A 21,330-nucleotide genomic window follows, 5' to 3' on the forward strand; every position below is an offset into this window, starting at 1 on the left:
AGATATGGATTACCAGCCAGATAAAACCGAACCCGTCCGTGCCAGCGGTAAATCCTGGGTGCGGACACTGATCGTTTGCGCCATGATCATAATGGTCGGCATTGCCGGTGCCAGCTACATCAAAAAGACAGCGCCTCAAGCCCAAAAACGGCCGCCGGAGCGCAGCGTTGCCCTGGTCAAGACCCAGCCTCTTTTTCCGGACAGCCACCAGGTGACCGTCGCGGCCATGGGTTCGGTGGTTCCGGCCAGGGAGATTACCCTGAAATCCCGGGTGCCCGGAGCGGTTCAATTGATTCATCCAGAGTTCGTCGAGGGCGGGTTTATCCGCGCCGGAGAAAGGGTGCTGAAGATCGACGCCGAGGACTACGAGCTGGCCATTGCCCGCAAGGAAAGCGCCGTGGTCAACGCCCAATACGCGCTCCAGGTGGAGATGGGCTACCAGGATGTGGCCCGGCAGGAATGGTCGCTGCTCTACCCCGAGCGAACAACCAATGCGCAGGAAGAGGAATTGGCCCTTCGAAAACCTCATCTGGCCAAAGCCCGGTCCGACCTGGCGGCTGCCCAGGCAGAACTCGAACAGGCGCGCTTGAGCCTGGCTCGAACCGATGTCTTCGCACCCTTCAATGCCGTCGTGCGCAGCACCCGCGTGAACGTGGGCTCCCAGGTCTCCACCCAGGATCCGTTGGCCCAGCTGGTGGGCACCGATGAATACTGGATCCAGGTGTCACTGCCCGTGGAGCGACTGGCATGGATCCATATCCCGCGGACCAATGCGGAAGAAGGCGCATCGGTCACGATCGTCTACCGGGGCAACCAGCGGCAGGGAAGGGTGGCCAGATTGCTCAGCGACCTGGAAACCGACGGCCGCATGGCCCGTATCCTCGTGTCCGTCAAGGACCCGCTCGGGTTGAATACCAGGACCCGGGAGAGCGTTCCACCCATGCTGATCGGTGAGTACGTCAGGGTAATTATCCAGGGACAGCGGCTGACAGATGTCTATCGCATCCCCAGAAGTGCCCTGCGGGACAACAGCACCATCTGGCTGCTCACCGATGACGAAACCCTGAAGATCATGCCAGTGGAGACCGTATGGCGCGATGCTGATCATGTGCTGATGAAAAACGGCATCGTTCCCGGCCAGCGACTCATCGTTTCCGACCTCGCCGCACCGGTCGACGGGTTGCCGTTGAAAGAGAGCGATGCCGGGCCAGCGGACGAATCTTTGCCAACCCCTCCAAGCAGCGTAAACTCAGATGGATAACCCGATTCTCAATCCTGCCCCCGACAGTGATCGCCGCCGATACGGCCCCATTGCATGGATGGCCGGGCACTCGGTAGCGGCCAACCTGCTGATGGTGGTTTTTCTGGTGGGCGGCCTGATTTTCGCCGGCCAGATCAAAAAAGAGGTCTTTCCCGACTTTGAGCTGGACTATGTGACGGTCTCCGTGTCCTATCCAGGGGCCAGTCCTGAAGAGGTGGAGCGCGGCATCATCCTGGCCATCGAAGAGGCCGTTCAAGGCCTTGACGATGTCAAACAGGTTACCGCGGTGGCCAGGGAAGGCTCCGGTACGGTGACCGTCGAGGTAATCGAGGGTAAGCATATCCAGCGGGTCGCCCAGGATGTCAAGAATGCGGTGGACCGGATTACCTCATTTCCCGAAGAGACAGAGGACGCCCGGGTAACGATTGCCCAGCGCAGGCGCTACGTGGTCTCGCTGGCGCTTTTCGGCGACCATGGGGAGCCGATTCTCCGGGAGACGGCGGAGATGGTCCGTGATCGGCTGCTTCAGGATCCGGGTATTACCCAGGTGGAGCTTTCCGGAATAAGGGACTACGAGATCAGCATCTCCGTACCCCAGGACAAACTGAGGACCTACGGGTTGTCCCTGGAGCAAGTCGCCCAGACCATCCGGCGGGCGGCCGTGGAACTGCCCGGCGGGTCCATTAAAACCGACAGTGGGGATGTGCTGGTGCGCATGACCGAACGGAGGGATTTCGGGCCTGAGTTCGGTCGTATTCCCATCATAACCACCAATGACGGCACGCAGGTGCTGTTGGCGGACATCGCCGAGGTGAAGGACGGTTTCGAGGATACGGACCGGTTCGCCACCTACAACGGCCATCGGGCCATTCTCGTCGACGTTTACCGCATCGGTGACCAAACCCCGCTGGAGGTTTCCGATACCGTCCGGAAAAAAGTGGCCGAGATCCGGCCGGACCTGCCGCCTGGCATCGACCTGGTGGCCCGCAACGACCGCAGCGACATCTATCGCCAGCGCATGGACCTGATGCTGCGAAACGGTTATTTCGGGCTCGCGCTGGTGTTCATTCTGCTGGCCATATTCCTGGAACCGCGCCTGGCCTTCTGGGTCAGCCTGGGCATTCCCATCTCCATCCTGGGATCATTGTTTTTCCTGCCGGCGGCCGGGGTGAGCATCAACATTATTTCCATGTTCGCCTTCATCATCACCCTGGGCATCGTGGTGGACGACGCCATTGTGGCCGGTGAAAATATGTACCACCACCGCCAGGCGGGGAAACCCTGGCTTCAGGCGGCGGTGGCGGGCACCCGCGAAATCGCCATGCCGGTGACTTTCAGCGTGCTGACCAACATCGTGGCCTTTGCCCCGCTGTTTTTCGTCTCCGGCTTCATGGGCAAGGTGTTTCACCAGATTCCCGTGGTGGTAGTGGCCGTGTTCGCCGTCTCCCTCATCGAAAGCCTGTTGATTTTGCCGGCCCATATCGGCCATCGCAAACCCCGTCCCGAAACCGGTCTTTTCGGCTGGGTGCTTAGGCAACAGCAGCGCTTCAGCGACCGTTTTGCCCAATTGGTCCATACTCGCTACGGCCCCTTTCTCGATCTGGCCCTGCGTCATCGCTACGTTGCCATCAGCATCGGTGCCGTGGTGCTGATGCTCACACTCAGTTACGTGAAAAGCGGGCGGATGGGCTTCGAACTGTTTCCCAAGATCGAATCCGACTACGCCATGGCCACGGCGGTGTTGCCCTATGGCACGGCCGTTCAGAAAACCGAAGCCGTTCAGCAGACCCTGGTGAAAACGGCCCAGCAATTGACCGCCGAGCACGGCGGCACAGACCTGGTCGAGGGAATCTTCGCCGAAATCAACGGCAACTGGGCAGAGGTGCGCATCTACCTGACACCCCCAGACGTGCGGCCCCTGTCTACGGCCCGGTTGACTTCGCTGTGGCGGGATCGGGTCGGGCACCTCACCGGACTGGAGTCGCTCAAATTCGAGTCGGATGCCGGCGGGCCGGGACGCGGGGCGGCCATTGCCGTCGAGCTGAGTCATCGCAAGGAGGAGACGCTCGCTCAAGCCAGCGCGGAAGTCGCCGAGTCATTGAGCTTCTTTCCCAACGTGACCGATATCGATGACGGCTATTCGCCGGGAAAACAGCAGATCGATTTCAAAATCCGCCCTGAAGCGCGCAGTCTTGGCCTCAGAGCCCAGGAGGTGGCCAGGCTGCTCCGTCACGCCTACTATGGGGCCGAAGCCCTGCGTCAGCAACGGGGACGCAATGAAGTCAAGGTGATGGTTCGTCTGCCAAAAAATGAACGGGTGTCCGAGCACAACCTGGAGGAGATGATCCTGCGCACGCCGGCCGGCAAGGAGATACCGCTGCTGGAAGCGGTGGACATCGAGCGAGGCAGAGCCTACACAACCATAAAACGGCGCAACGGCCGGCGAGTGGTGACCGTGACCGCCGATGTCCGACCCCGCAGCCAGACCGACCAGGTGTTGAGCGCCCTTACCGGAGAGACCCTGCCGGCCCTTCAGGACAAATACCCCGGCTTGACCTACAGCTTCGAGGGCCGTCAGGCGGATCGGCGCGAGAGTATGCAGAGTCTGATGCGGGGCCTGATGATGGCCCTTTTGGTGATCTATGCCATGCTGGCCATTCCCTTCAACAGTTTTATCCAGCCGGTGATCATCATGATCTGCATCCCCTTTGGCATCGTTGGGGCGGTGATCGGCCACTTGATCATGGGATACAGCCTGAGTGTGATGAGCATGTTCGGCGTGGTGGCCCTATCGGGGGTAGTGATCAACGATTCGCTGGTGCTTATGGATTTTGCCAACCGTAAGCGGCAGGGCGGTGAGAGCTGCCACGATGCCATTCACCATGCGGGCATACACCGCTTCCGCCCCATCCTGCTCACTACCCTGACGACGTTCGGCGGCCTGGCGCCGATTATGTTCGAGACGTCCCGCCAGGCGCGTTTTCTCATCCCCATGGCACTCTCTCTTGGCTATGGCATTCTGTTCGCCACGGTGATCACCCTGGTCCTGGTGCCCTGCCTGTATATGGTGGTGGAAGATCTGCGCCAGGTGATGGGGGCGTCCGAGACCTGCGATGCAAATCCATAGATAAGCGCGGTGGCCATGCAATGAACCCTGAACGCTCCCCGTATCCATGCCAACGTTGCGGCACCTGCTGTGAAAAGGGCGGGCCATCCCTGCACCGGGAGGACCGGCCCATGATCGATGACGGCCGTATTCCGGCCCGATGTCTGTTTACCATTCGGCGGGGTGAACGGGTCCGTGACAACCTCAAGGGCGACCTCGTCCCGTTGACCGAAGAGATCATCAAAATCAAAGGGTGCGCCGACAGATGGACCTGCCTGTTTTACGACCGGGCAACCCGAGGGTGCGGGATCTATGCGCATCGTCCCCTGGAATGCCGGGCGCTGAACTGTCGGGACACCCGGCGCATCGAAGCGGTCTATGACAAGACCCGGCTGGCGCGGCAGGATTTGCTGTCGGGCGTCAATGGCCTCTGGGACCTGATCGAAGACCATGAGCGGCGCTGCAACTATGAAGCACTTCATGCCCGGGTGGAAGCGGGGATCCACGAGGGCCGGTTGAAACAGGAAAAGGCGATTCTGGAAATCCTCCGGTTTGATGCCCATGTCCGTCGGCTGACGGTGGAAAAAGGGGGCCTCGACAGCCGGATGCTGGATTTTGTTTTCGGGCGCCCGCTTTGCGACACGATCAAGATGTTTGACATTGAATTGGCCAAGAAAAACGGGGTATACGAATTGGCAGTCACACCGGCATTCTCCAGAGAGCAGCCGATCGGCTGACGATTTGCCATACCCTTGCCAACCTGCTATAAACCTGGCCCACCGACGGTCCCAGCCCCTCGAACAAGGGCTGAAACCTGTTTTACATGAAACCAGAACGTTAATCGCTCAACGTGCTCGAACAGGAGGGACAGATGAACACCCGTCACGTATTGACCTTGATCGTTTCCCTGACACTGGTCGCTCTTTTTTCTGCCGGGGCCTTGGCCCAGGAGATCACCGTGTCCCAGGCCGTGGTCTGCCAGGAGATCGTGGACCGGATGCCCGTGGGTTCCGGTGACGTGATCCCTGCCGGAACCGAGCGGGTCTATTGCTTTACCCGGATCGACGGCGCCCAGGCGGAGACCGAGATCACCCACAACTGGTACTACAAGGGTGTCCTGAAGGCATCGGTGGTGCTGCCGGTACGCACGAGTGAATGGCGAACCTGGAGTTCGAAAACGCTGCTTCCGGAATGGACGGGTGAGTGGATGGTGGAAGTTCTTTCCAAAGACGGCACGCCGTTGGAGAGCCTTATTTTCTTCGTTCAGTAGTCACTGGCATCATTCAGTCCGCATGCCGGATCCGGAGACGGTGCGGCTCACCGAGAAGAATCGGCAATGCCCGTGGTGAATCGGGGATCAATCGTCAAGGTCGGCCACCGTCGGTGCCATGCTGTAAATCCCGGGGCGCCGATTGGGCAGGAAGTACCGCATCCGGTGATTGCGGACATGGCTGAGTTGGTCGGCCGTCAAATCGGCCACCAGCATTCCTGATTCGCCTGACAGTCGTGCCTCGATGATCTCGCCGGATGGGGAAAATGCCACGGCATTGCCGGGAAAGACCAGGCCGTTTTGGTTGTTTCCGACCTGGTTGCAGGCAACCACGAAGAGGCCGTTGTCAAATGCCCGGGCGGGCAGGTGACGCATCCACGACTGATGCTTGTCCGTCGCCTGGCCACGCGGCGAGGCATGGGGGATGAAGATCATGTCGGCATCGGCTTCTGCCATCCGTGTGGAAAGTTCGGGGAAGTGGGCATCGTAACACAGCTGGATACCGAAACGGACTCCTGACCAGCGGAACACCGGCAGGGTTTCACCGGGGCTGAAATGATCCGCTTCCGGTGGGGCCAGGTGGAGTTTCCGGTAGACACCGGTCCGACCCTGCGGGGTGATTGCCATGTGGCTGGCAAAAATCCTTCCGTCTTCGGATCTTTCAGCAAACCCTACAAGCAGCGCGACTTGCTGATCGACGGATAGACGAACCAGCGTCTCGATCTCCGATCCACGGGCATTAATGGCATGGTCGGCAATTTCTTCCCGGTTGCTGTAGCCGGTAAGATTGAGCTCGGGGAAGCAGACCAGCGATGCTCCCTCTTTTCTGGCCCGCAGGGTCCAGTACCGGGTCCGCTCCAGGTTGTGTTTGACCTGACCCACCGGACACCGGCAGACCACCGCCGCGATGCGCATGTCTTTCATTGTGACCGAAGCAGCCGGACATCCAGCTTGCGGGTCCGGGGCCCGTCGAACTCGCAAAAGAAGATGCCCTGCCAGGTACCCAGCACCAGTCGGCCCTTTTCGACGGCAATGGTTTCCGATGATCCGATGATCGAGGTTTTCAGGTGGGCGGGGGAGTTGCCTTCCGTGTGCCGGTAGGCTTCTTTCCACGGTACGATCTTGTTGAGCACCATCAGGATATCCCGGGCAACGGCCGGATCGGCACTTTCGTTGATGGTGACGGCAGCTGTGGTGTGGGGGACGAAGACCATGCAAAGGCCGCTGTCCATTCCGCTTTCAGTCACCTGCTGCTGAACCAGCGGGGTGACGTCGATCATTTCCGTCTGCGAATGGGTTTTTACGGATAGGCGCACCGGGGCCTCGCTTGTCGTCTGTTTAGCCTGCAGGCCGAAGGGGGGGCGGCGAACGATTCTCTTATGGTTTTCAGGCCGGATACGGCCCGAAAACCTTCAACCGTCGGCCTGATCACAAAAAAAGGCCCCGCTTGGTGTAAAGCGGAGCCTTTTTTTAAGCTGGGTTCGGTGTGATTAGACACAACCCGTGGGTTTCGGAAGCCCCGCCATTTTACAGGCTCCTTTTCCGGGTCCGGAGGGGAACAGCTCATAGATGTGTTTCAGTTTGAAGCCGGTCACCTTGGAAAGCACGCGGACCATGGGGGCGATGCCGTTCTTTTCATAGTATTCGCGAAGCACTTCAACGACTTTCTTGTGCTCGTCGTTCAGTTCATCGATGCCTTCTTCTTTTTTTACGTACTGCACCCATTCTTGTGACCAATTGGTGTAGTCATCGATGAAACCGTCTTCATCTACAGTGAAGCTTTTCCCACCAAATTCGATAGTCGGCATGTTACTCAATCCTCCCTTTACAGATTTGTTAGTATTTCCGGCACACTGCCGTTTAAGTTCTCTTATAGAATCTACGCTTAGTAACGGATTAAGTCTTTTATGTCAATACGAAATCCAAAAATTAGCGGTGTCAAAAACAACTTCAAACCACCGTTGCCGGTCATGGCCGGTTAATATTCCCTGGGTGTTTTATTGATCTGATCCAGGGTAAACACCGGCCCGTCTTTGCAGACCAGCTCTTTGCCGATGCCGCAGCGACCGCACATGCCGAATCCGCACTTCATGCGGTTTTCAAGGCTCATGATGATGTGGTCATGGGCGTATCCCAGCTTCTCGAGCACCGGCTGGGTGAATTTGATCATGATAGGGGGGCCGCAGACGATGGCATAGGTGTCGTCACCTCCCTGGGGGGCCTTTTGCTCCGTGATGGGGGGAACGAAGCCCACGTTGTACTTCCAGTCGGGATCGTCGGTGGCGTCTACGGTGATGTGCATGTTGATGTCATCGCGCTTCTCCCATTCCACCAGCTCGTTTTTGTACAGCAGCATGCCCGGTGAGCGGGCGCCGTAGACCACGTCGATGTTGCCGAATTTCGGCCGGTTGGACGGATCCAGCATATAGACGATGGATGAACGCAAGGTGGTGAAAGCAAATCCGCCGCCGACGATGAGTACGTTCTTACCCTCCAGACCTTCCCAGGGGTACCAGTTGCCCAGCGGTCCCCGCAACCCCATGATGTCCCCGACCTTCATGTTGTGAAGGTGCGTGGTGACCACACCGGCACGGTTGACGGTGAACTTGACAAACCCTTTTTCAACGGGGGACGAGGCGATCCCGATGGGTATTTCCCCCTTGCCGGGAATGGACAGTTCGGCAAATTGGCCGGCCCGGTAAGCGAACTTCTCTTCGTCGCCCTCGTTGAGGAAGACGAATTTGAACGTCTTCAGGCTCTTGTCTTCGGCCTCGACAGTGATGTCGTCAATGCGGACCGGATAGGGTAAATATGGATTTTGCACGTGTTCCTCCCTCTATCAACCCTGCACGGCGCAGGCGTCTGCAGGTTTGAAGCTGTTCATCTTTTCGCACACCCGGCGGATGTCGATATTTACCGGGCACTGGCGAACGCAGCGGCCGCAGCCCACGCACATGATGCCCGTTTCGTATTTGTCCACGAAGTACTTGAGCTTGTGCATGAAGCGTTGGCGGACCCGCTGGGTTTTGGTGTCCCGGGGGTTGTGCCCGGTGGTGTGGACGGTGAAGATGGGGAACATGCAGCTGTCCCAGTTTTTCATGCGCACACCGGATTTGCCGTGAACCTCGTCCTGGATGTCGAAGCACCAGCAGGTGGGGCAGGAGAACGTGCAGGTGCCGCAGTTCAGGCAGGCAAAGGCGAGATCTTCCCAGAAGGGCGCGCCATGCAGCTCCAGCAGATCGGTGTCGGCCAGGTTGTCGGCTTCGATTTTGGAGACGATGCGCGCTTCGGCGGCATCCTTGGCGGCCATGAAGGCTTCGGCTGCTTCGGGGGTGGCCTGGTTCCAGCCGGCGACCTCGGCGAAGGCCTGGCCCTTGTCGGTGAGGATCTTGGCCAGAAAGCCATCTTCGCGTTCCATCGCCAGAATATCCAGGCCGTCCGCGTTGTAGGGCCCACAGCCGGCACTGGTGCAGAAACAGGTGGACAGCGGCGTGTCGCAGGCCACCCCGACGAAGGTCGTCGCCTCGTAGGCCTTGAGCCAATACGGATCTTTGACGTCCGGGGTGTCGAAGTTCAGTTTCACCAGTTCGGTCGCTTTGGCATCGCAGGGCCGGATGCCGACCACGGCGCGGGGCGCGTCGTCCCTTGGCACCTCTTTCATGATGTGGTGGTCGTCCCGGGACTCGTCCAACGAGTATTCAAGCATATCTTCGGATTGGGGAAACAGCAGTGCCTTGGGCGACAGGCGGGTGTTCACCATGTCAAGATCCGGCATTTCGCCCTTTTCCAGTTCCTTGAACTGGTGGTAGTCCTTCTCCTTGGCCGGCCCATACAACCGGTAGGCATCGGCGGCGGCCGTCAATCCCTCGGTCCAGTTTTTTTTGTCGATTCTAACGAGCGTCATAGCGTTAACCTTTACAGCCTTAAAGAAAGTTGCAGACGGGGGCACGGCAGCCCCCCGGGACCTTTCGCCATCATCTATTTGATGAAGGCCTCAGGATCATTGGCTCGGTAAACATCCAGTGCCGGACGCTGATCCAGGGAGAGCCCGGCTTCCCAACCGAACTGTTCCTGACAGTCCTTTTCCAGCTTGCGCGTGAGCAGCCGCATGTTGATGCCCACCGGGCAGGCCCGTTCACAGGCACCGCAGTCGGTGCATCGGCCGGCGCAGTGGTAGGCCCTCAGAAAATGGAACGTTCGCACGTCCATGGGATCCTGGCCCTTGCCCATCCATTGGGGCTTGGCCTCATCCACGAAACAGGTGGGGCAATAGCACAGCGGGCAGGCGTTGCGGCAGGCGTAGCAGCGGATGCAAGGCGACAGCAGGTCATCGAAAAACCGCCATTTGTCTTCGGAGTTCATCTCTTCGATCTTGCGAATGTCCGCATAGCGGTCGGCGACCGCCTGCTCCGGTATCGCATCGGCCACCCTTTCATCCACGATCACCGGGTTGCGGTGGATGCACAGCGCACAGTTTTGCTGGAGCACTTCGGCCTTGTCGAAGAGGGTCTCCGCATCGGCAGTCTTGACCTTGATGGTGGTTTCGGTTTCGGCAACCTCGAGGATCTCACCCTTCACCAGGCCGGTGATCCTGCGCTTGTCGATCATCCCCGTGCAGGGAACACCGATAATGGTGAGCTGATCGCGCTTGATCTTGTTTTCGAGGATATGGGTGACGATGTTGCGCGAGTCGCACCCTTTGGCGATCACAGCCACTTTTTCTTTCCGGTTGGTCAGATAATTGGCCAGGTTGATGCCGCAGTTGCTGTCCCACACCAAAGTGTCGACCGCATCGGGCGTGGTGGCAAAGCAGGGTTCGTTCATCATGGGCATGGTTCCCTTGCGGAATCCGATGACCATATCCACGGTGCATTCCTTGAGCAGCCGACCGGCAATCTCTCTTATCTTTTCAGTGTATCCTACCATGTTATGCTACCTTGGCCGTATTTTTGATGAAATGGGTGTTAGGCCCGATGGCTTTGACCTTTTCAGTCACTTCCTTGACCACGTTCACGAACTTGGTGGATTCCGCCGAAGAGATCCAGGAGAAGTGCAGGCGGTCCGGCTCGATGCCCATCAGTTCCATCAGGTTTTTAAACAGGGTGAATTTCCGTCGTGCGTAGTAATTACCTTCCAGGTAATGGCATTCGCCGGGATGTCACCCGCTGACCCACACGGCATCGGCCCCTTCCCGCAGCGCCGTCAGGGCGAACTTCGGGTCCATGCGGCCCGTGCAGGGAATGCGGATTACCCGGATATTGGACGGGTATTGCATTCTGCCGACACCGGCAAGGTCCGCTGCCCCGTAGCTGCACCAGTTGCAGAGAAAACTGACGATTTTCGGTTCCCAGTCAGACATGCGTTTGTCTCCTTTATATAGTCACTTGTCCATCTTCGTTGGCATTGTTTCCGCCCCGTTGGGGTGATCGCGGGTAGGCTTACACCGCTTCGTTCAACGAAAAGATCTGGGCAAAGATCTGGTCGTTGTCGAACCCTTTCAGGTGGATGGCACCGGAGCGGCAGGACGCCACACACAGGCCGCAACCCTTGCACAGCACCGGGTTGATCGATGCCTTGCCGGCATGCATGCGGGCATCGGCATCGATGAAGGACGGCGCCGAATAGGGGCAGATCGACACGCAGACACCGCAACTGCTGCATATGGCCGGTTCCGTTTCGGCAATGGTTCCGCTGGTGTGGATGGTTTCTTTGGCCAGCAGGGTGATCGCCTTGGATGCGCTTGCCCGGCCCTGGGCGATGGCTTCGTCTATGGGTTTGGGGTAGTGGGACAACCCGCACAGAAACACACCGTCCGTGGCGAACTCAGACGGTCCCAGTTTGGCATGTTTTTCAACGAAGAATCCGTCGTCATTGAGAGGAACCTTGTAAAACTGGGCCAGGGCCTCATCCCTGTTGGGAACGACCGCTGAAGCCAGCGTGACCAGATCCGCCGTTATTTCGACCGGGCGCTGCAGGACGTGATCCGTGGCCTGGATGCGGACCGCGTCATCGTGGACCGTCAGGGCCGGTTTATTCTGGAGGTCGTAACGGATGAAGATGACTCCCGCCTGCCGGGCTTTCTTGTAAAGGTATTCGCGTTCTCCGTAGGTCCGGATGTCGCGGTAAAGGATGTAGACATCCATGTCCGGGTTGAGTTTCTTCAATTCCAGCGCATTGTCGATGGAATGGGTACAGCAGACCCGGCTGCAGTAGAGGCGATCCGGCTCCCGGGACCCCACACATTGGATGAAGACAGCCGACTTCATCGTTTTCAGGGCAGGATCGCCGGCGATGAGCTTTTGATCCAGCTCCAGGCTGGTGAGAATCCGCGGGTCCTTGCCGTAGCTGTACTCATCGGGCTTTAAGGCCGTGCCGCCCGTAGCGATCACCGCGACGCCGTATTCCAGCTCGCTTTCCGAATCACCATTTTTCAAGGTCGACTTGAAATTGCCCACAAAGCCTTCCACGCTGGACAGGCGGGTGTTCAGGTGGACCTTTATATTGTCGCTCCCGGTGACCGAATCGACCAGGGCGGCCAGCTTGACGCTGACGAGATCCCCTGAAACGGTTTTATAGATGTTATGGGCATTGCCGCCTAATCGCTCACCCGCTTCCACAATGTGGGTGGTATACCCCTGGCTGGCCAGGCTTTTGGCGGCCGTCATGCCCGAGATGCCGCCGCCGATGACCAGGGCCGTCTGGTTGACATTCAGCTCGGCCTCTGGCAGGGGCTGCATCAGGGCGACCTTGGAGACGGCCATGCGCACCAAGTCCTTGGCTTTTTGCGTGGCCAGGTCGGGATTGTTTTTGTGCACCCATGAGTCGTGGTTGCGGATGTTGCACATCTCGAACAGGTATTTGTTCAACCCGGCATTGATCAGGGTTTCCTGGAACAGGGGCTCGTGGGTCTTGGGTGTACAGGCGGCAACCACCACGCGGTTGAGCCCCTTCTCCTTGATCAGTTCGGACATGGTTTCCTGGCTGTCCTGGGAGCAGGCGTACAGGTTCTTTGCCACATACTCCACATAGGGCAGACCGGCCGCATAGTCCCTGACTGCCGGTACGTCGACGACCCCGGCGATATTGATGCCGCATTCGCAGACGATTACCCCAATTTTGGGCCGGTCACCGACCACATTGGTCTGGGGTACCACTTGTGGCTCTTGGGTCAGCGTATTTCTGGCGGTGCTCAGGGATTCTCCGGCAGCAGACGCCGCCGCACTGGCGTCGACAACCGACTGGGGGATGTCCTTGGGCCCCTGAAAGGCGCCGCAAACGAAAATGCCTTCTCGGGAGGTTTGCACCGGACTGAAGGTCTCGGTCTTGCAAAAGTTGCCTTCGGTCAATTCGATGCCCAGCCTGTTCGCCAGGCCGAGGACCTCCGGGTCGGTTTGCAGGCCGACGGAAAGCACGATCTGATCGAATATCTCCGTCTTGGCCTCACCTGCTTCGGTCACATAGCGAATCGACAGGTCATCGGAATCCGGTATCGGGTCGATGGTGTGGACCCGGCTCCGGATGAAGCGGATGCCTTTCTGCTTGGCATTTTCATAGAAACGCTCAAACTCCTTGCCTTGGGTGCGCATGTCCATGAAGAATATCGAGCACTCCAGGTCATCCCCGGCGTGCTCCTTGGCGATGACGGCCTCCTTGATGGCATACATGCAGCACACCGATGAACAGTAGGCGTTGTCGCAACGGTTCAGGTCCCGGGATCCCACACACTGGAACCAGGCGATCTTTTTGGGTTCCTTGTGATCGGACAGACGCACCAGGTGCCCCATGGTGGGACCAGATGCACTCAGGATGCGCTCCATCTCCATTGAGGTGATCACATTGGGATGGTTGGCATAATTGTAGGCGTCGAACCTGGATGGGTCGAAGGGGCTGAAACCCGGTGCGAGAATCACGGAGCCCACCTTGAGGGTCACATCCTCGGGCTTGTCCTCGTAGTTGATCGCCCCGGTGGGACAGAGCTTTTCGCAGTTGCCGCATTTGTTCTTGGTCAGTTTGATACAGGCATCCCCACGGATAGCATATTTCAGCGGAACGGCCTGGGCGTATTCCACATAGGCGGCCTTGCGCTTGGAAAGGCCCATGTTGTAGCTGTCGATCACCTTTTTCGGGCACTTTTCTGCACACGCCCCGCAACCGATGCATTTGTCCATATCGATATATCGCGGCTTTTTGACGATTTCGACGCTGAAATTACCCGCTGTGCCCTTTATCTCTTTGACTTCGCTGAGCGTTACAAGCTCAATGTTCAGATGCCGGCCGACCTCGACCAGTACAGGGGAGATAATTCACATCGCACAGTCATTGGTGGGGAATGTCTTGTCCAATTGAGACATCACCCCACCGATGGAGGCAGATTTTTCGAGAAGGTAAACGTAGTACCCGGAATTTGCCAGATCAAGGGCGGACTGCATGCCGGCAATACCGCCGCCTACGACCAGAACAGAACCAATTACATCCTTTGCCATTGTTTCGTTCTCCTGATAAGATGAAATCGCTTGATCGCCTACCTTTAAGGTGCAGAATCGATTGAGATTCCAACATTTGATATGTTACAAACCAAATGAGTTTCCTATATGCCACGCATGGGCTTGTCAATAAAATTCGCCAGATGTAAATGGTTTCCTCGAGTCTTTTTTTGTGGGCATATGCATTAAAAACGCCTATTTCGATCTTCAGATGATAGCTCCCAGAGCGCCGGCACTAAAATCCAGGCAACAATCGGTAACCATGGAAGAACGTGCTATTGCCGGATGGCGGCATATTGTTCAATTTGAGCATTTGATTATTAAAACAAAATGTGCCATGAAGCAAGCATGCTTGGAATCATGGGCGAAGAAGTTTCCATCCACCATTAATCGAGCCGCATGATGGCGATTCAGGGGAAAAAAAACAGCAGCCAGATCATCGTCATCGACAATCGGCTGAATGTCCGAAATGGCACGCCAGGAACCGGACATCTGTTCCACCTGGTTTCCGGAAATCCACTGCCATTGGATGCAATTTACTGCAGTGAGGACCGTTGCAGGCTTGAAGCGGCCTTGAAAGGCGCCATCACATCAGGCGTTAGCTCTGGTGAAATGGTGATCCGGTTCAAGAGTTCAGGTCAAGCACCTGTTGCGATGACGGTCATGGTGTCTCCCCTGTTCAAGGATCTGTCAATTGTCGATGGCGCCATCCTAAGCTTTCATGAATCCCATTCTGCATCCAAATCGTTTCAGAAAACACCCATCAAAGCCTTAGGTGAGGCCATTAACGTCCCGGTGGCCCATCAAACGCTGGTGGAGTCCATCCCCGAAGGCGTGTTCACCATTGACCTGCAATGGCGAATCATCTCTTTTAACCGGGAAGCAGAAGTGATCACCGGTTTCAGCAAAAAAGAAGCCATTGGCAGACATTGCTGGGAGATTTTCCAATCCGACATGTGCAACCTTAACTGCCCCCTGCGGCAGGCCATGGAACAGGGGCGTTCCCATATGGATCAGGATGTGCGTATGATCCGCAAGGGCGGTGAAGCGCTGACCATACTGGTCAATGCCGGGTTGCTTAAGACAATGACCGGCAAGGTGATCGGTGCCGTGGAGACTTTCCGGCCATTGGCCAATAAAGAGGCCCGGACAGAAAAAACAAAAAAAATATCCTTCCCAGACATCATTGGTCAAAGCGCTGTCATGAAACGGCTGTTTTCGATGTTGACGGATATTGCGGCCAGCGACGCCAACGTGCTTCTTGCCGGTGAAAGCGGGACCGGCAAAGAATTGGTTGCGCGGACCCTGCACAACCATTCGCCGCGTGGCCGTAAGCCGTTTGTGGCCGTCAATTGTTCTGCCCTGGCGGAATCCCTTTTGGAATCGGAGCTTTTCGGCCACGAAAAAGCGGCCTTTACGGGTGCCGCCGAAGGTAAGATCGGGCGGTTTGAAATGGCTCGCGGAGGGACCCTATTTCTGGACGAGATCGGTGACCTGAAGCCAGAATTGCAGGTCAAACTGTTGCGCGTATTGGAGCAGCGAGAATTCGAACGCGTGGGGGGCACCCGCACCCTTCCCATGGATGCCCGGATCATCAGCGCCACCCACCAGGATCTTCGCGTGGCCATGGCTAACGGCACCTTCCGCGAAGATCTCTATTACCGTCTGCGAACGGTACCGTTGACCATCCCGCCGCTCAGGCACCGGTTGGAGGATATCCCCTTGCTGGTGGATTTTTTTATCCACCGCTTCAACCGGTCTTTAGGAAAACAGGTCAGCGCCGTTGACGATGCCGTCATGGGGCTGTTCATGCAATATCACTGGCCGGGCAATGTGCGTGAACTGGAAAGGACCTTGGAGCACGCCTTTGTATTTGTCAAAGGCCGGACTATTCAGCCCCATCACCTGCCTGCACCGGATGAATTCAGCCCGGTCAAGGGATTCGGAATGCCGGAAGAAAGAGCCTGCAAACCTACCCGTGAAGCCATTGTAAAGGCTCTCGCCCAGACTGATGGCGCTCGCGCTGATGCGGCCAGGTTTCTGGGCATCAGCCGGACCTCACTTTGGCGGCGCATGAAGGCTTTCAAGATCAGTTAACGCTGCCGCACTTCCTATGCTCAGTCCCCAAAGCCAAATCGATCCGTTTTATCAACAACCCGCTGTTTCAGCAGCTGAAACGTTTCAGGTGCTGAAACGCTGCATTAAACGTTGTAATGCAACCACTTAGGTCTATACTCGCCCCCAATGTTTCAATTCTGTTTCAGCGGTCGCCCGGCTAACCGGTGCCCATTCGAGGACATTCAGCTCTACCCCGTCGGTAATCTTTCCTCTACAATACATGAATCTACCATAATATCTGACGGTTAAAAATTATTCCAGCGGCTGTATGATCGGCGGTGGAATGCGGCAACGGGTTGGCCTGTCAATTGCTGTTGCATGGGTTGACACCTGTTTCAACCCTCAGCCTTGCCCGTCAACCGTGGAGCCCGTGATGAACCCCTCGAATGATAAACCGTCTGTCGACACCGATACCCGATCGATTGAACCGGTGGATTACCGGCACCTGGTTGAAACCCTTCCCGAAGGCGTTTTCACGGTCGATGACCAGTGGCGAATCACCTCTTTCAACAAAACGGCTGAAACCATCACCGGTTATTCGCAGCCGGATGTGTTGGGGCGGCGATGCTGGGAAATTTTCCGCGCTGACGTATGTCGTTGCGACTGCCCCATGGCCATGGCCATGAAAACGGGTAAGACACGGTTCGATCAAGAAGTCTGCACCTTCAATCGCCACGGGAAGCGCCAGACCCTGATGGTCAACGTCAGTGCGATTCAAAATGAAAAGGGCAATGTCGTGGGGGCAGTGGAAACCTTCCGCGCGGCGCTGTGGGATGCCCGCAAAAATGCCCTGCTTGGTACCAACGCATATGGTATCAAGGGAATAGTGGGAAAAAGCGAATCCATGCGGTCGGTCTTTTCCATCCTGCCCGACGTGGCAGCCAGCCTTGCCAGCGTGTTGATCTGTGGAGAGAGCGGAACTGGCAAGGACCTGGTTGCCCGGGCCATTCACGACATGTCACCTCGACGCAAAGGACCGTTTGTTGCCGTCAACTGCGCATCCCTGGCCGAATCACTGCTGGAATCGGAATTGTTCGGCCATGAAAAGGGGGCCTTCACCGGGGCTGAACGGGCCAAGCCGGGGCGTTTTGAAATGGCCAACGGGGGGACGCTGTTTCTGGACGAAATCGGGGAGCTGAAACCGGAACTGCAGGTCAAGCTGTTACGCGTCATCGAGCAGCGCGAGTTCGAGCGGGTGGGCGGCACCCGCGCCATCCCCATGGGTGCCCGCATTATCAGCGCCACCCACCAGAACCTGTCCGCGGCAATGATCGGAAACCGCTTCAGAAAAGACCTGTATTATCGCCTGAGAACCGTTCCCATAGACATTGCCCCCCTGCGTGAGCGGCCCGATGACATCCCCTTGCTGGTTGATCATTTTATCCGGCAATTCAATTGCCGGTACGAGAAAACCGTCCGTTCCATGGACCCGAAAGTACTGGACAACCTGCAAACATACCACTGGCCAGGCAATGTGCGCGAACTGGAGCGCTGCATCGAACATGCCTTCGTCTTCGTCAAGGGACCGGTTATTTTTGCCCGCCACCTGCCGGATCTTCGCGAAATGGAAGACGCCCCGCCACCTCCCAGACATCCCCAATCGCGCCGCATTTCATCTCCCCCGTTCCGGATCGATCGCAAGGCGATCATGACCGCATTGGCCGATACCGGCGGCCGCCGGGAAGCGGCCGCCCGTGCCCTGGGTATCAGTCGGACGTCCATGTGGCGTCGAATGAAACAATACGGCCTGCTGTAACCGGTTTCATTTGTTTCGCTGTCTGATGAAACGCCGTCACATTTAAACAATATGATTTCAGATAAATGAAAGACTCCACCCACACCGGTTGAAACCGTTTGAAACGTGAAAAGCGTTTCATTGCCGCTCAAACAGGTCTCCGAACGATCGAAGAATCAACAGGACAGAGGAATATAGATAAATTTCAATATTTTATAATCTTGGCACAACGATTGCCATGTGATCGTCAAACCGCGGGCAGCTGCCCGATCAACACGACACCGAAAATAAAGGAGGTTGGTAATGGCCCATGTTGGCAAAGATATGGATACGATCTTGGAACAGTATCCGACAAAACCTGAATACTTGATCTTCCTTCTCCAGGACATCCAATCCAGTTACGGCTATATCTCCCAGGAATCCATGCAGCAGGCCTGCGACCATGCCGGGGTGCCGCTGACCCAGGCCTATTCCGTTGCCACATTTTATCAGTCCTTTCGCCTGGCTCCCTCCGGCGAGCACGAAGTGCGCGTCTGTCTGGGAACGGCCTGCCATCTCAAAGGCGGGCAGCGCATCGTTGAAGAACTGGAACGCCGGCTGGATGTGGAGGCCGGTGGAACCACCGCCGATATGCGCTTCACCTTGAACACGGTCAACTGTGTCGGCGCCTGCGCCCTGGCACCGGTGGTGGTGGTTGATGACGATTATCATGCCAACACCACGGCCCGCAAATTGGAAAAACACCTCAAGAAGCTTGAGTACGATGCCACGGTGGACGGGGAGGGCCAGGGTCATGTTTAGTCGCAGCAGCGCATTGAAGGTGGACAGTCCGCGTCTTGAATCCGCCGGGGCCTTGAACGCCTTTCGTAGCGATCTGATTGCCAGGCAGGATCCAGACCAGACCCTCGTCGTGGTCTGCCACGGTACCGGGTGCATGGCCAACGGCAGCACCAAGGTGACGGCGGCCTTTCAAAAGGCCTTAGCGGGCGCCGACATAAAAGCCAAGGTGATGCCCGGGATCAAGACCACCGGCTGCCAGGGATTCTGCTCCCGGGGGCCGCTGGTGCTGATCCGACCGCAGGGTTTGTTTTACCAGCGGGTCAAGGAAAGGGATGTCGAAGAGATCATCCAGCGCACCCTGATCGAAGGTCAACCGGTGGAACGGCTGCTCTACAAAGACCCCCAGACCGGTGAACGCATTCACACCGAGCAGGAGATTCCCTTCTACAAACTTCAGCAACGGGTCGTGCTTCACAATATCGGCAAAATCGACCCCACCGACATCACCGATGCCATTGCCGCCGGCGCCTACCAGGCATTGGCCAAAGCACTGTCCGGCATGACACCGGAACAGGTGCTGGCCGAAGTGGAGCAATCAGGACTGAGAGGCCGCGGTGGGGCCGGGTTTCCTACGGGTCGCAAGTGGCGTTCGGCGCTGGCCGCCATCGGGAAGAAGGGCCGCCCGGTATATGTGGTGGTCAACGGAGATGAAGGCGATCCCGGTGCGTTCATGGACCGTACCATCATGGAAGGCGATCCCCATGCCGTTTTGGAGGGGCTGATTCTCGGCGCCTATGCCCTGGGTGCCGAACAGGGCTACCTGTACGTGAGAGCCGAGTACCCCCTGGCGATTCAGCACCTGGAGATCGCCATGGCCCAGGCCCGTGAACTGGGCCTTTTGGGCGACAACATCCTCAATTCCGGTTTTTCCTTCGATGCCCGCATCAACCGTGGCGCCGGTGCGTTCGTGTGCGGTGAATCGACGGCGCTCTTTACATCCATCGAAGGCAAGCCGGGCAATCCCCGGCCCAAATATACCCGCTCGGTGGAAGAGGGCTTGTGGGGGCGGCCCACCATTCTCAACAACGTGGAAACCTGGGCCAATGTGCCCCTGATCATCGACAAGGGCGGCGACTGGTATGCCGGTCTGGGTGTGCCCCACAGCACGGGGACCAAAGTCTTTTCCTTGGTGGGAAAGGTCAACAATGTCGGCCTGGTGGAAGTGCCCATGGGGGTTCCCGTATCACGCATCGTCGAAGCGATCGGAGGCGGCGTACCCGGCGGGGCGCCGTTCAAAGCGGTCCAGACGGGCGGTCCATCGGGCGGCTGCATTCCCTATGATCTCAAGGAGACGCCGGTAGACTTCGACTCGCTGACCCGAGCGGGCTCCATGATGGGATCCGGCGCCATGATCGTCATGGATGACAGTGACTGCGTGGTGGATGTGGCCCGCTACTTCCTGCGTTTCCTGGAAGAGGAATCCTGCGGCAAATGCCTGCCTTGCCGGCTGGGTCTGACCCGCATGCGCGAAATGCTGGACGCGTTCTCCAAGGGTATGGGAACCGAACAGGACATCGAGGATCTGATCAGCCTCTCCCAGGCCATCCAGGACGGCGCCCTGTGCGCCCTCGGTTCCAGTGCGCCCAATCCGGTATTGACCACCATCAAGTATTTTAGGGACGAATACCGTGCCCATTTCAGGGACCACAAATGCCCGGCGGGGGTTTGCAAGGATCTGATCACCTTCGCTATCGACCCGGAAGCCTGCACCGGTTGCCGCAGCTGCGCACGCCAGTGCCCCAACGACTGCATTTCCGGGGAAAAGAAACAACCCCACGTGATCGATGCCAGCCGATGCATCCGCTGCGGCATCTGCAAAGAGACGTGTAAATTCGATGCGGTGCGGGTGAGTTGAAGGGCGGCAGCCGCACCCAACCAATTGAGGAGCGAATTCAAATGATTCAATTTACGATCAACGATCAGCTGGTGGAAGCGCAAGCGGGGTGGACCGTCCTGGAGGCCGCCAGGGAGCACGGGATCGACATCCCCACGCTCTGCTATCACGAGGCCGTTGCCCCATCCGGTGCCTGCCGGCTGTGCATGGTGGAACTCAAAGACGGCAACTGGTCCAAATTGGTGGCCAGCTGCATCTATCCGGTCGCCGAGGGAATCCACATCTATACGGAAACCGAACGCGTGCAAAACGTCCGCCGCTGGATTTTTGAAATGCTGCTGGCCACCTGTCCGGCCAGTCCGGAAATCAGCGCCCTTGCCGAGCGGTATGGCGTGACATCGACCCGTTTTGCCGCCGCCGATCCGGACCGCACCTGTATGGTATGCGGACTGTGCTCCCGGGTATGTGAAGAAGTGGTCGGCCTGTCGGCCATCGCCACGGTGGACCGCGGTGTCTACAAACGGGTCGGCGCACCATTCTCCCGGCCGACGGATGTATGCGTGGCCTGCGGGTGCTGTGTGAGTGTGTGTCCCACCGGCGCCATGCAGTCCATATTCGATTCGGTTCGGGGCCTGCCGGCCACGTCGATGACTCAGCTAACCGCATGAAAAAGGAGAAACAAG

At 57.7% G+C, this 21,330-nt stretch carries 17 protein-coding genes; 9 read left to right on the forward strand and 8 right to left on the reverse strand.

The features are described 5' to 3' along the window. The first annotated feature begins 4 nt into the window (after nt 1-4). The 4 genes from ACZCED_RS09910 to ACZCED_RS09925 all read left to right on the forward strand — a co-directional run bounded on the left by ACZCED_RS09910 (nt 5) and on the right by ACZCED_RS09925 (nt 5,637). Entirely contained in the window at nt 5-1,261 is a 1,257-nt protein-coding gene (locus ACZCED_RS09910) for an efflux RND transporter periplasmic adaptor subunit (RefSeq protein WP_462969512.1), read from the forward strand. Continuing rightward, nucleotides 1,254-4,388 (forward strand): efflux RND transporter permease subunit, encoded by a 3,135-nt coding sequence (locus ACZCED_RS09915; RefSeq protein WP_464860713.1) that lies wholly within the window; start codon nt 1,254-1,256, stop codon nt 4,386-4,388. Before ACZCED_RS09910 ends, ACZCED_RS09915 begins: the two co-directional genes overlap by 8 nt. 20 nt (nt 4,389-4,408) lie before the next feature. Then, the gene (locus ACZCED_RS09920) at nt 4,409-5,104 is read left to right on the forward strand and encodes a YkgJ family cysteine cluster protein (RefSeq protein ID WP_462969510.1); all 696 of its coding nucleotides are present in this window, start codon (nt 4,409-4,411) and stop codon (nt 5,102-5,104) included. 134 nt (nt 5,105-5,238) lie between these two features. Next, entirely contained in the window at nt 5,239-5,637 is a 399-nt protein-coding gene (locus ACZCED_RS09925) for a DUF2914 domain-containing protein (RefSeq protein WP_462969509.1), read from the forward strand. Between the two features lie 87 nt (nt 5,638-5,724). Here the strand turns inward: ACZCED_RS09925 and ACZCED_RS09930 are convergent, their stop codons facing one another. The 8 genes from ACZCED_RS09930 to ACZCED_RS09965 all read right to left on the reverse strand — a co-directional run bounded on the left by ACZCED_RS09930 (nt 5,725) and on the right by ACZCED_RS09965 (nt 14,120). After that, complete coding sequence (locus ACZCED_RS09930) at nt 5,725-6,561, reverse strand: nitrilase-related carbon-nitrogen hydrolase (RefSeq protein WP_462969508.1); 837 nt, start codon at nt 6,559-6,561, stop codon at nt 5,725-5,727. After that, nucleotides 6,558-6,953 carry a secondary thiamine-phosphate synthase enzyme YjbQ gene (locus ACZCED_RS09935; RefSeq protein ID WP_462969507.1) on the reverse strand — a complete coding sequence of 132 codons (396 nt, stop codon included), beginning with the start codon at nt 6,951-6,953 and terminating at the stop codon, nt 6,558-6,560. Before ACZCED_RS09935 ends, ACZCED_RS09930 begins: the two co-directional genes overlap by 4 nt. 174 nt (nt 6,954-7,127) lie before the next feature. Beyond that, a complete protein-coding gene (locus ACZCED_RS09940; protein WP_462969506.1) occupies nt 7,128-7,445 on the reverse strand; it encodes a TusE/DsrC/DsvC family sulfur relay protein in 318 nt (105 codons plus the stop codon). A 170-nt stretch (nt 7,446-7,615) separates the two neighbouring features. Then, complete coding sequence (locus ACZCED_RS09945) at nt 7,616-8,461, reverse strand: FAD/NAD(P)-binding protein (protein WP_462969505.1); 846 nt, start codon at nt 8,459-8,461, stop codon at nt 7,616-7,618. A gap of 15 nt (nt 8,462-8,476) precedes the next feature. Next, entirely contained in the window at nt 8,477-9,541 is a 1,065-nt protein-coding gene (locus ACZCED_RS09950) for a 4Fe-4S dicluster domain-containing protein (RefSeq protein ID WP_462969504.1), read from the reverse strand. A 74-nt stretch (nt 9,542-9,615) separates the two neighbouring features. Further along, nucleotides 9,616-10,563 carry a 4Fe-4S dicluster domain-containing protein gene (locus tag ACZCED_RS09955; protein ID WP_464860714.1) on the reverse strand — a complete coding sequence of 316 codons (948 nt, stop codon included), beginning with the start codon at nt 10,561-10,563 and terminating at the stop codon, nt 9,616-9,618. A gap of 1 nt (nt 10,564) precedes the next feature. Then, nucleotides 10,565-10,996: a hydrogenase iron-sulfur subunit gene (locus tag ACZCED_RS09960; RefSeq protein ID WP_464860715.1), complete on the reverse strand. Its 432-nt coding sequence runs from the start codon at nt 10,994-10,996 to the stop codon at nt 10,565-10,567. Between the two features lie 79 nt (nt 10,997-11,075). Further along, complete coding sequence (locus tag ACZCED_RS09965; protein WP_464860716.1) at nt 11,076-14,120, reverse strand: FAD-dependent oxidoreductase; 3,045 nt, start codon at nt 14,118-14,120, stop codon at nt 11,076-11,078. 399 nt (nt 14,121-14,519) lie between these two features. On the opposite strand from ACZCED_RS09965, the gene ACZCED_RS09970 reads away from it, so the two are divergent. The 5 genes from ACZCED_RS09970 to ACZCED_RS09990 all read left to right on the forward strand — a co-directional run bounded on the left by ACZCED_RS09970 (nt 14,520) and on the right by ACZCED_RS09990 (nt 21,315). After that, entirely contained in the window at nt 14,520-16,217 is a 1,698-nt protein-coding gene (locus ACZCED_RS09970) for a sigma-54 interaction domain-containing protein (protein ID WP_464860717.1), read from the forward strand. A 394-nt stretch (nt 16,218-16,611) separates the two neighbouring features. Further along, complete coding sequence (locus ACZCED_RS09975) at nt 16,612-17,994, forward strand: sigma-54 interaction domain-containing protein (RefSeq protein ID WP_464860718.1); 1,383 nt, start codon at nt 16,612-16,614, stop codon at nt 17,992-17,994. Nucleotides 17,995-18,276: 282 nt separating this feature from the next. Beyond that, nucleotides 18,277-18,774, forward strand: coding sequence for an NADH-quinone oxidoreductase subunit NuoE family protein (locus ACZCED_RS09980; protein ID WP_462968067.1), 498 nt, complete (start codon nt 18,277-18,279; stop codon nt 18,772-18,774). Beyond that, complete coding sequence (locus tag ACZCED_RS09985) at nt 18,767-20,668, forward strand: NADH-ubiquinone oxidoreductase-F iron-sulfur binding region domain-containing protein (RefSeq protein WP_464860719.1); 1,902 nt, start codon at nt 18,767-18,769, stop codon at nt 20,666-20,668. Before ACZCED_RS09980 ends, ACZCED_RS09985 begins: the two co-directional genes overlap by 8 nt. A 41-nt stretch (nt 20,669-20,709) precedes the next feature. Further along, entirely contained in the window at nt 20,710-21,315 is a 606-nt protein-coding gene (locus tag ACZCED_RS09990) for a 2Fe-2S iron-sulfur cluster-binding protein (protein ID WP_464860720.1), read from the forward strand. Nucleotides 21,316-21,330: the final 15 nt, after the last annotated feature.

It is taken from the genome of Desulfosarcina sp., from assembly GCF_055467485.1.

Coding starts and splice junctions, on each gene's coding strand:
- ACZCED_RS09975 (WP_464860718.1), top strand. CDS start 16,612: ATGAACCCCTCGAATGATAAACCGTCTGTCGACACCGATACCCGATCG.
- ACZCED_RS09920 (WP_462969510.1), top strand. CDS start 4,409: ATGAACCCTGAACGCTCCCCGTATCCATGCCAACGTTGCGGCACCTGC.
- ACZCED_RS09980 (WP_462968067.1), top strand. CDS start 18,277: ATGGCCCATGTTGGCAAAGATATGGATACGATCTTGGAACAGTATCCG.
- ACZCED_RS09950 (WP_462969504.1), bottom strand. CDS start 9,541: ATGACGCTCGTTAGAATCGACAAAAAAAACTGGACCGAGGGATTGACG.
- ACZCED_RS09910 (WP_462969512.1), top strand. CDS start 5: ATGGATTACCAGCCAGATAAAACCGAACCCGTCCGTGCCAGCGGTAAA.
- ACZCED_RS09925 (WP_462969509.1), top strand. CDS start 5,239: ATGAACACCCGTCACGTATTGACCTTGATCGTTTCCCTGACACTGGTC.
- ACZCED_RS09985 (WP_464860719.1), top strand. CDS start 18,767: ATGTTTAGTCGCAGCAGCGCATTGAAGGTGGACAGTCCGCGTCTTGAA.
- ACZCED_RS09990 (WP_464860720.1), top strand. CDS start 20,710: ATGATTCAATTTACGATCAACGATCAGCTGGTGGAAGCGCAAGCGGGG.
- ACZCED_RS09940 (WP_462969506.1), bottom strand. CDS start 7,445: ATGCCGACTATCGAATTTGGTGGGAAAAGCTTCACTGTAGATGAAGAC.
- ACZCED_RS09955 (WP_464860714.1), bottom strand. CDS start 10,563: ATGGTAGGATACACTGAAAAGATAAGAGAGATTGCCGGTCGGCTGCTC.
- ACZCED_RS09970 (WP_464860717.1), top strand. CDS start 14,520: ATGATGGCGATTCAGGGGAAAAAAAACAGCAGCCAGATCATCGTCATC.
- ACZCED_RS09930 (WP_462969508.1), bottom strand. CDS start 6,561: ATGAAAGACATGCGCATCGCGGCGGTGGTCTGCCGGTGTCCGGTGGGT.
- ACZCED_RS09915 (WP_464860713.1), top strand. CDS start 1,254: ATGGATAACCCGATTCTCAATCCTGCCCCCGACAGTGATCGCCGCCGA.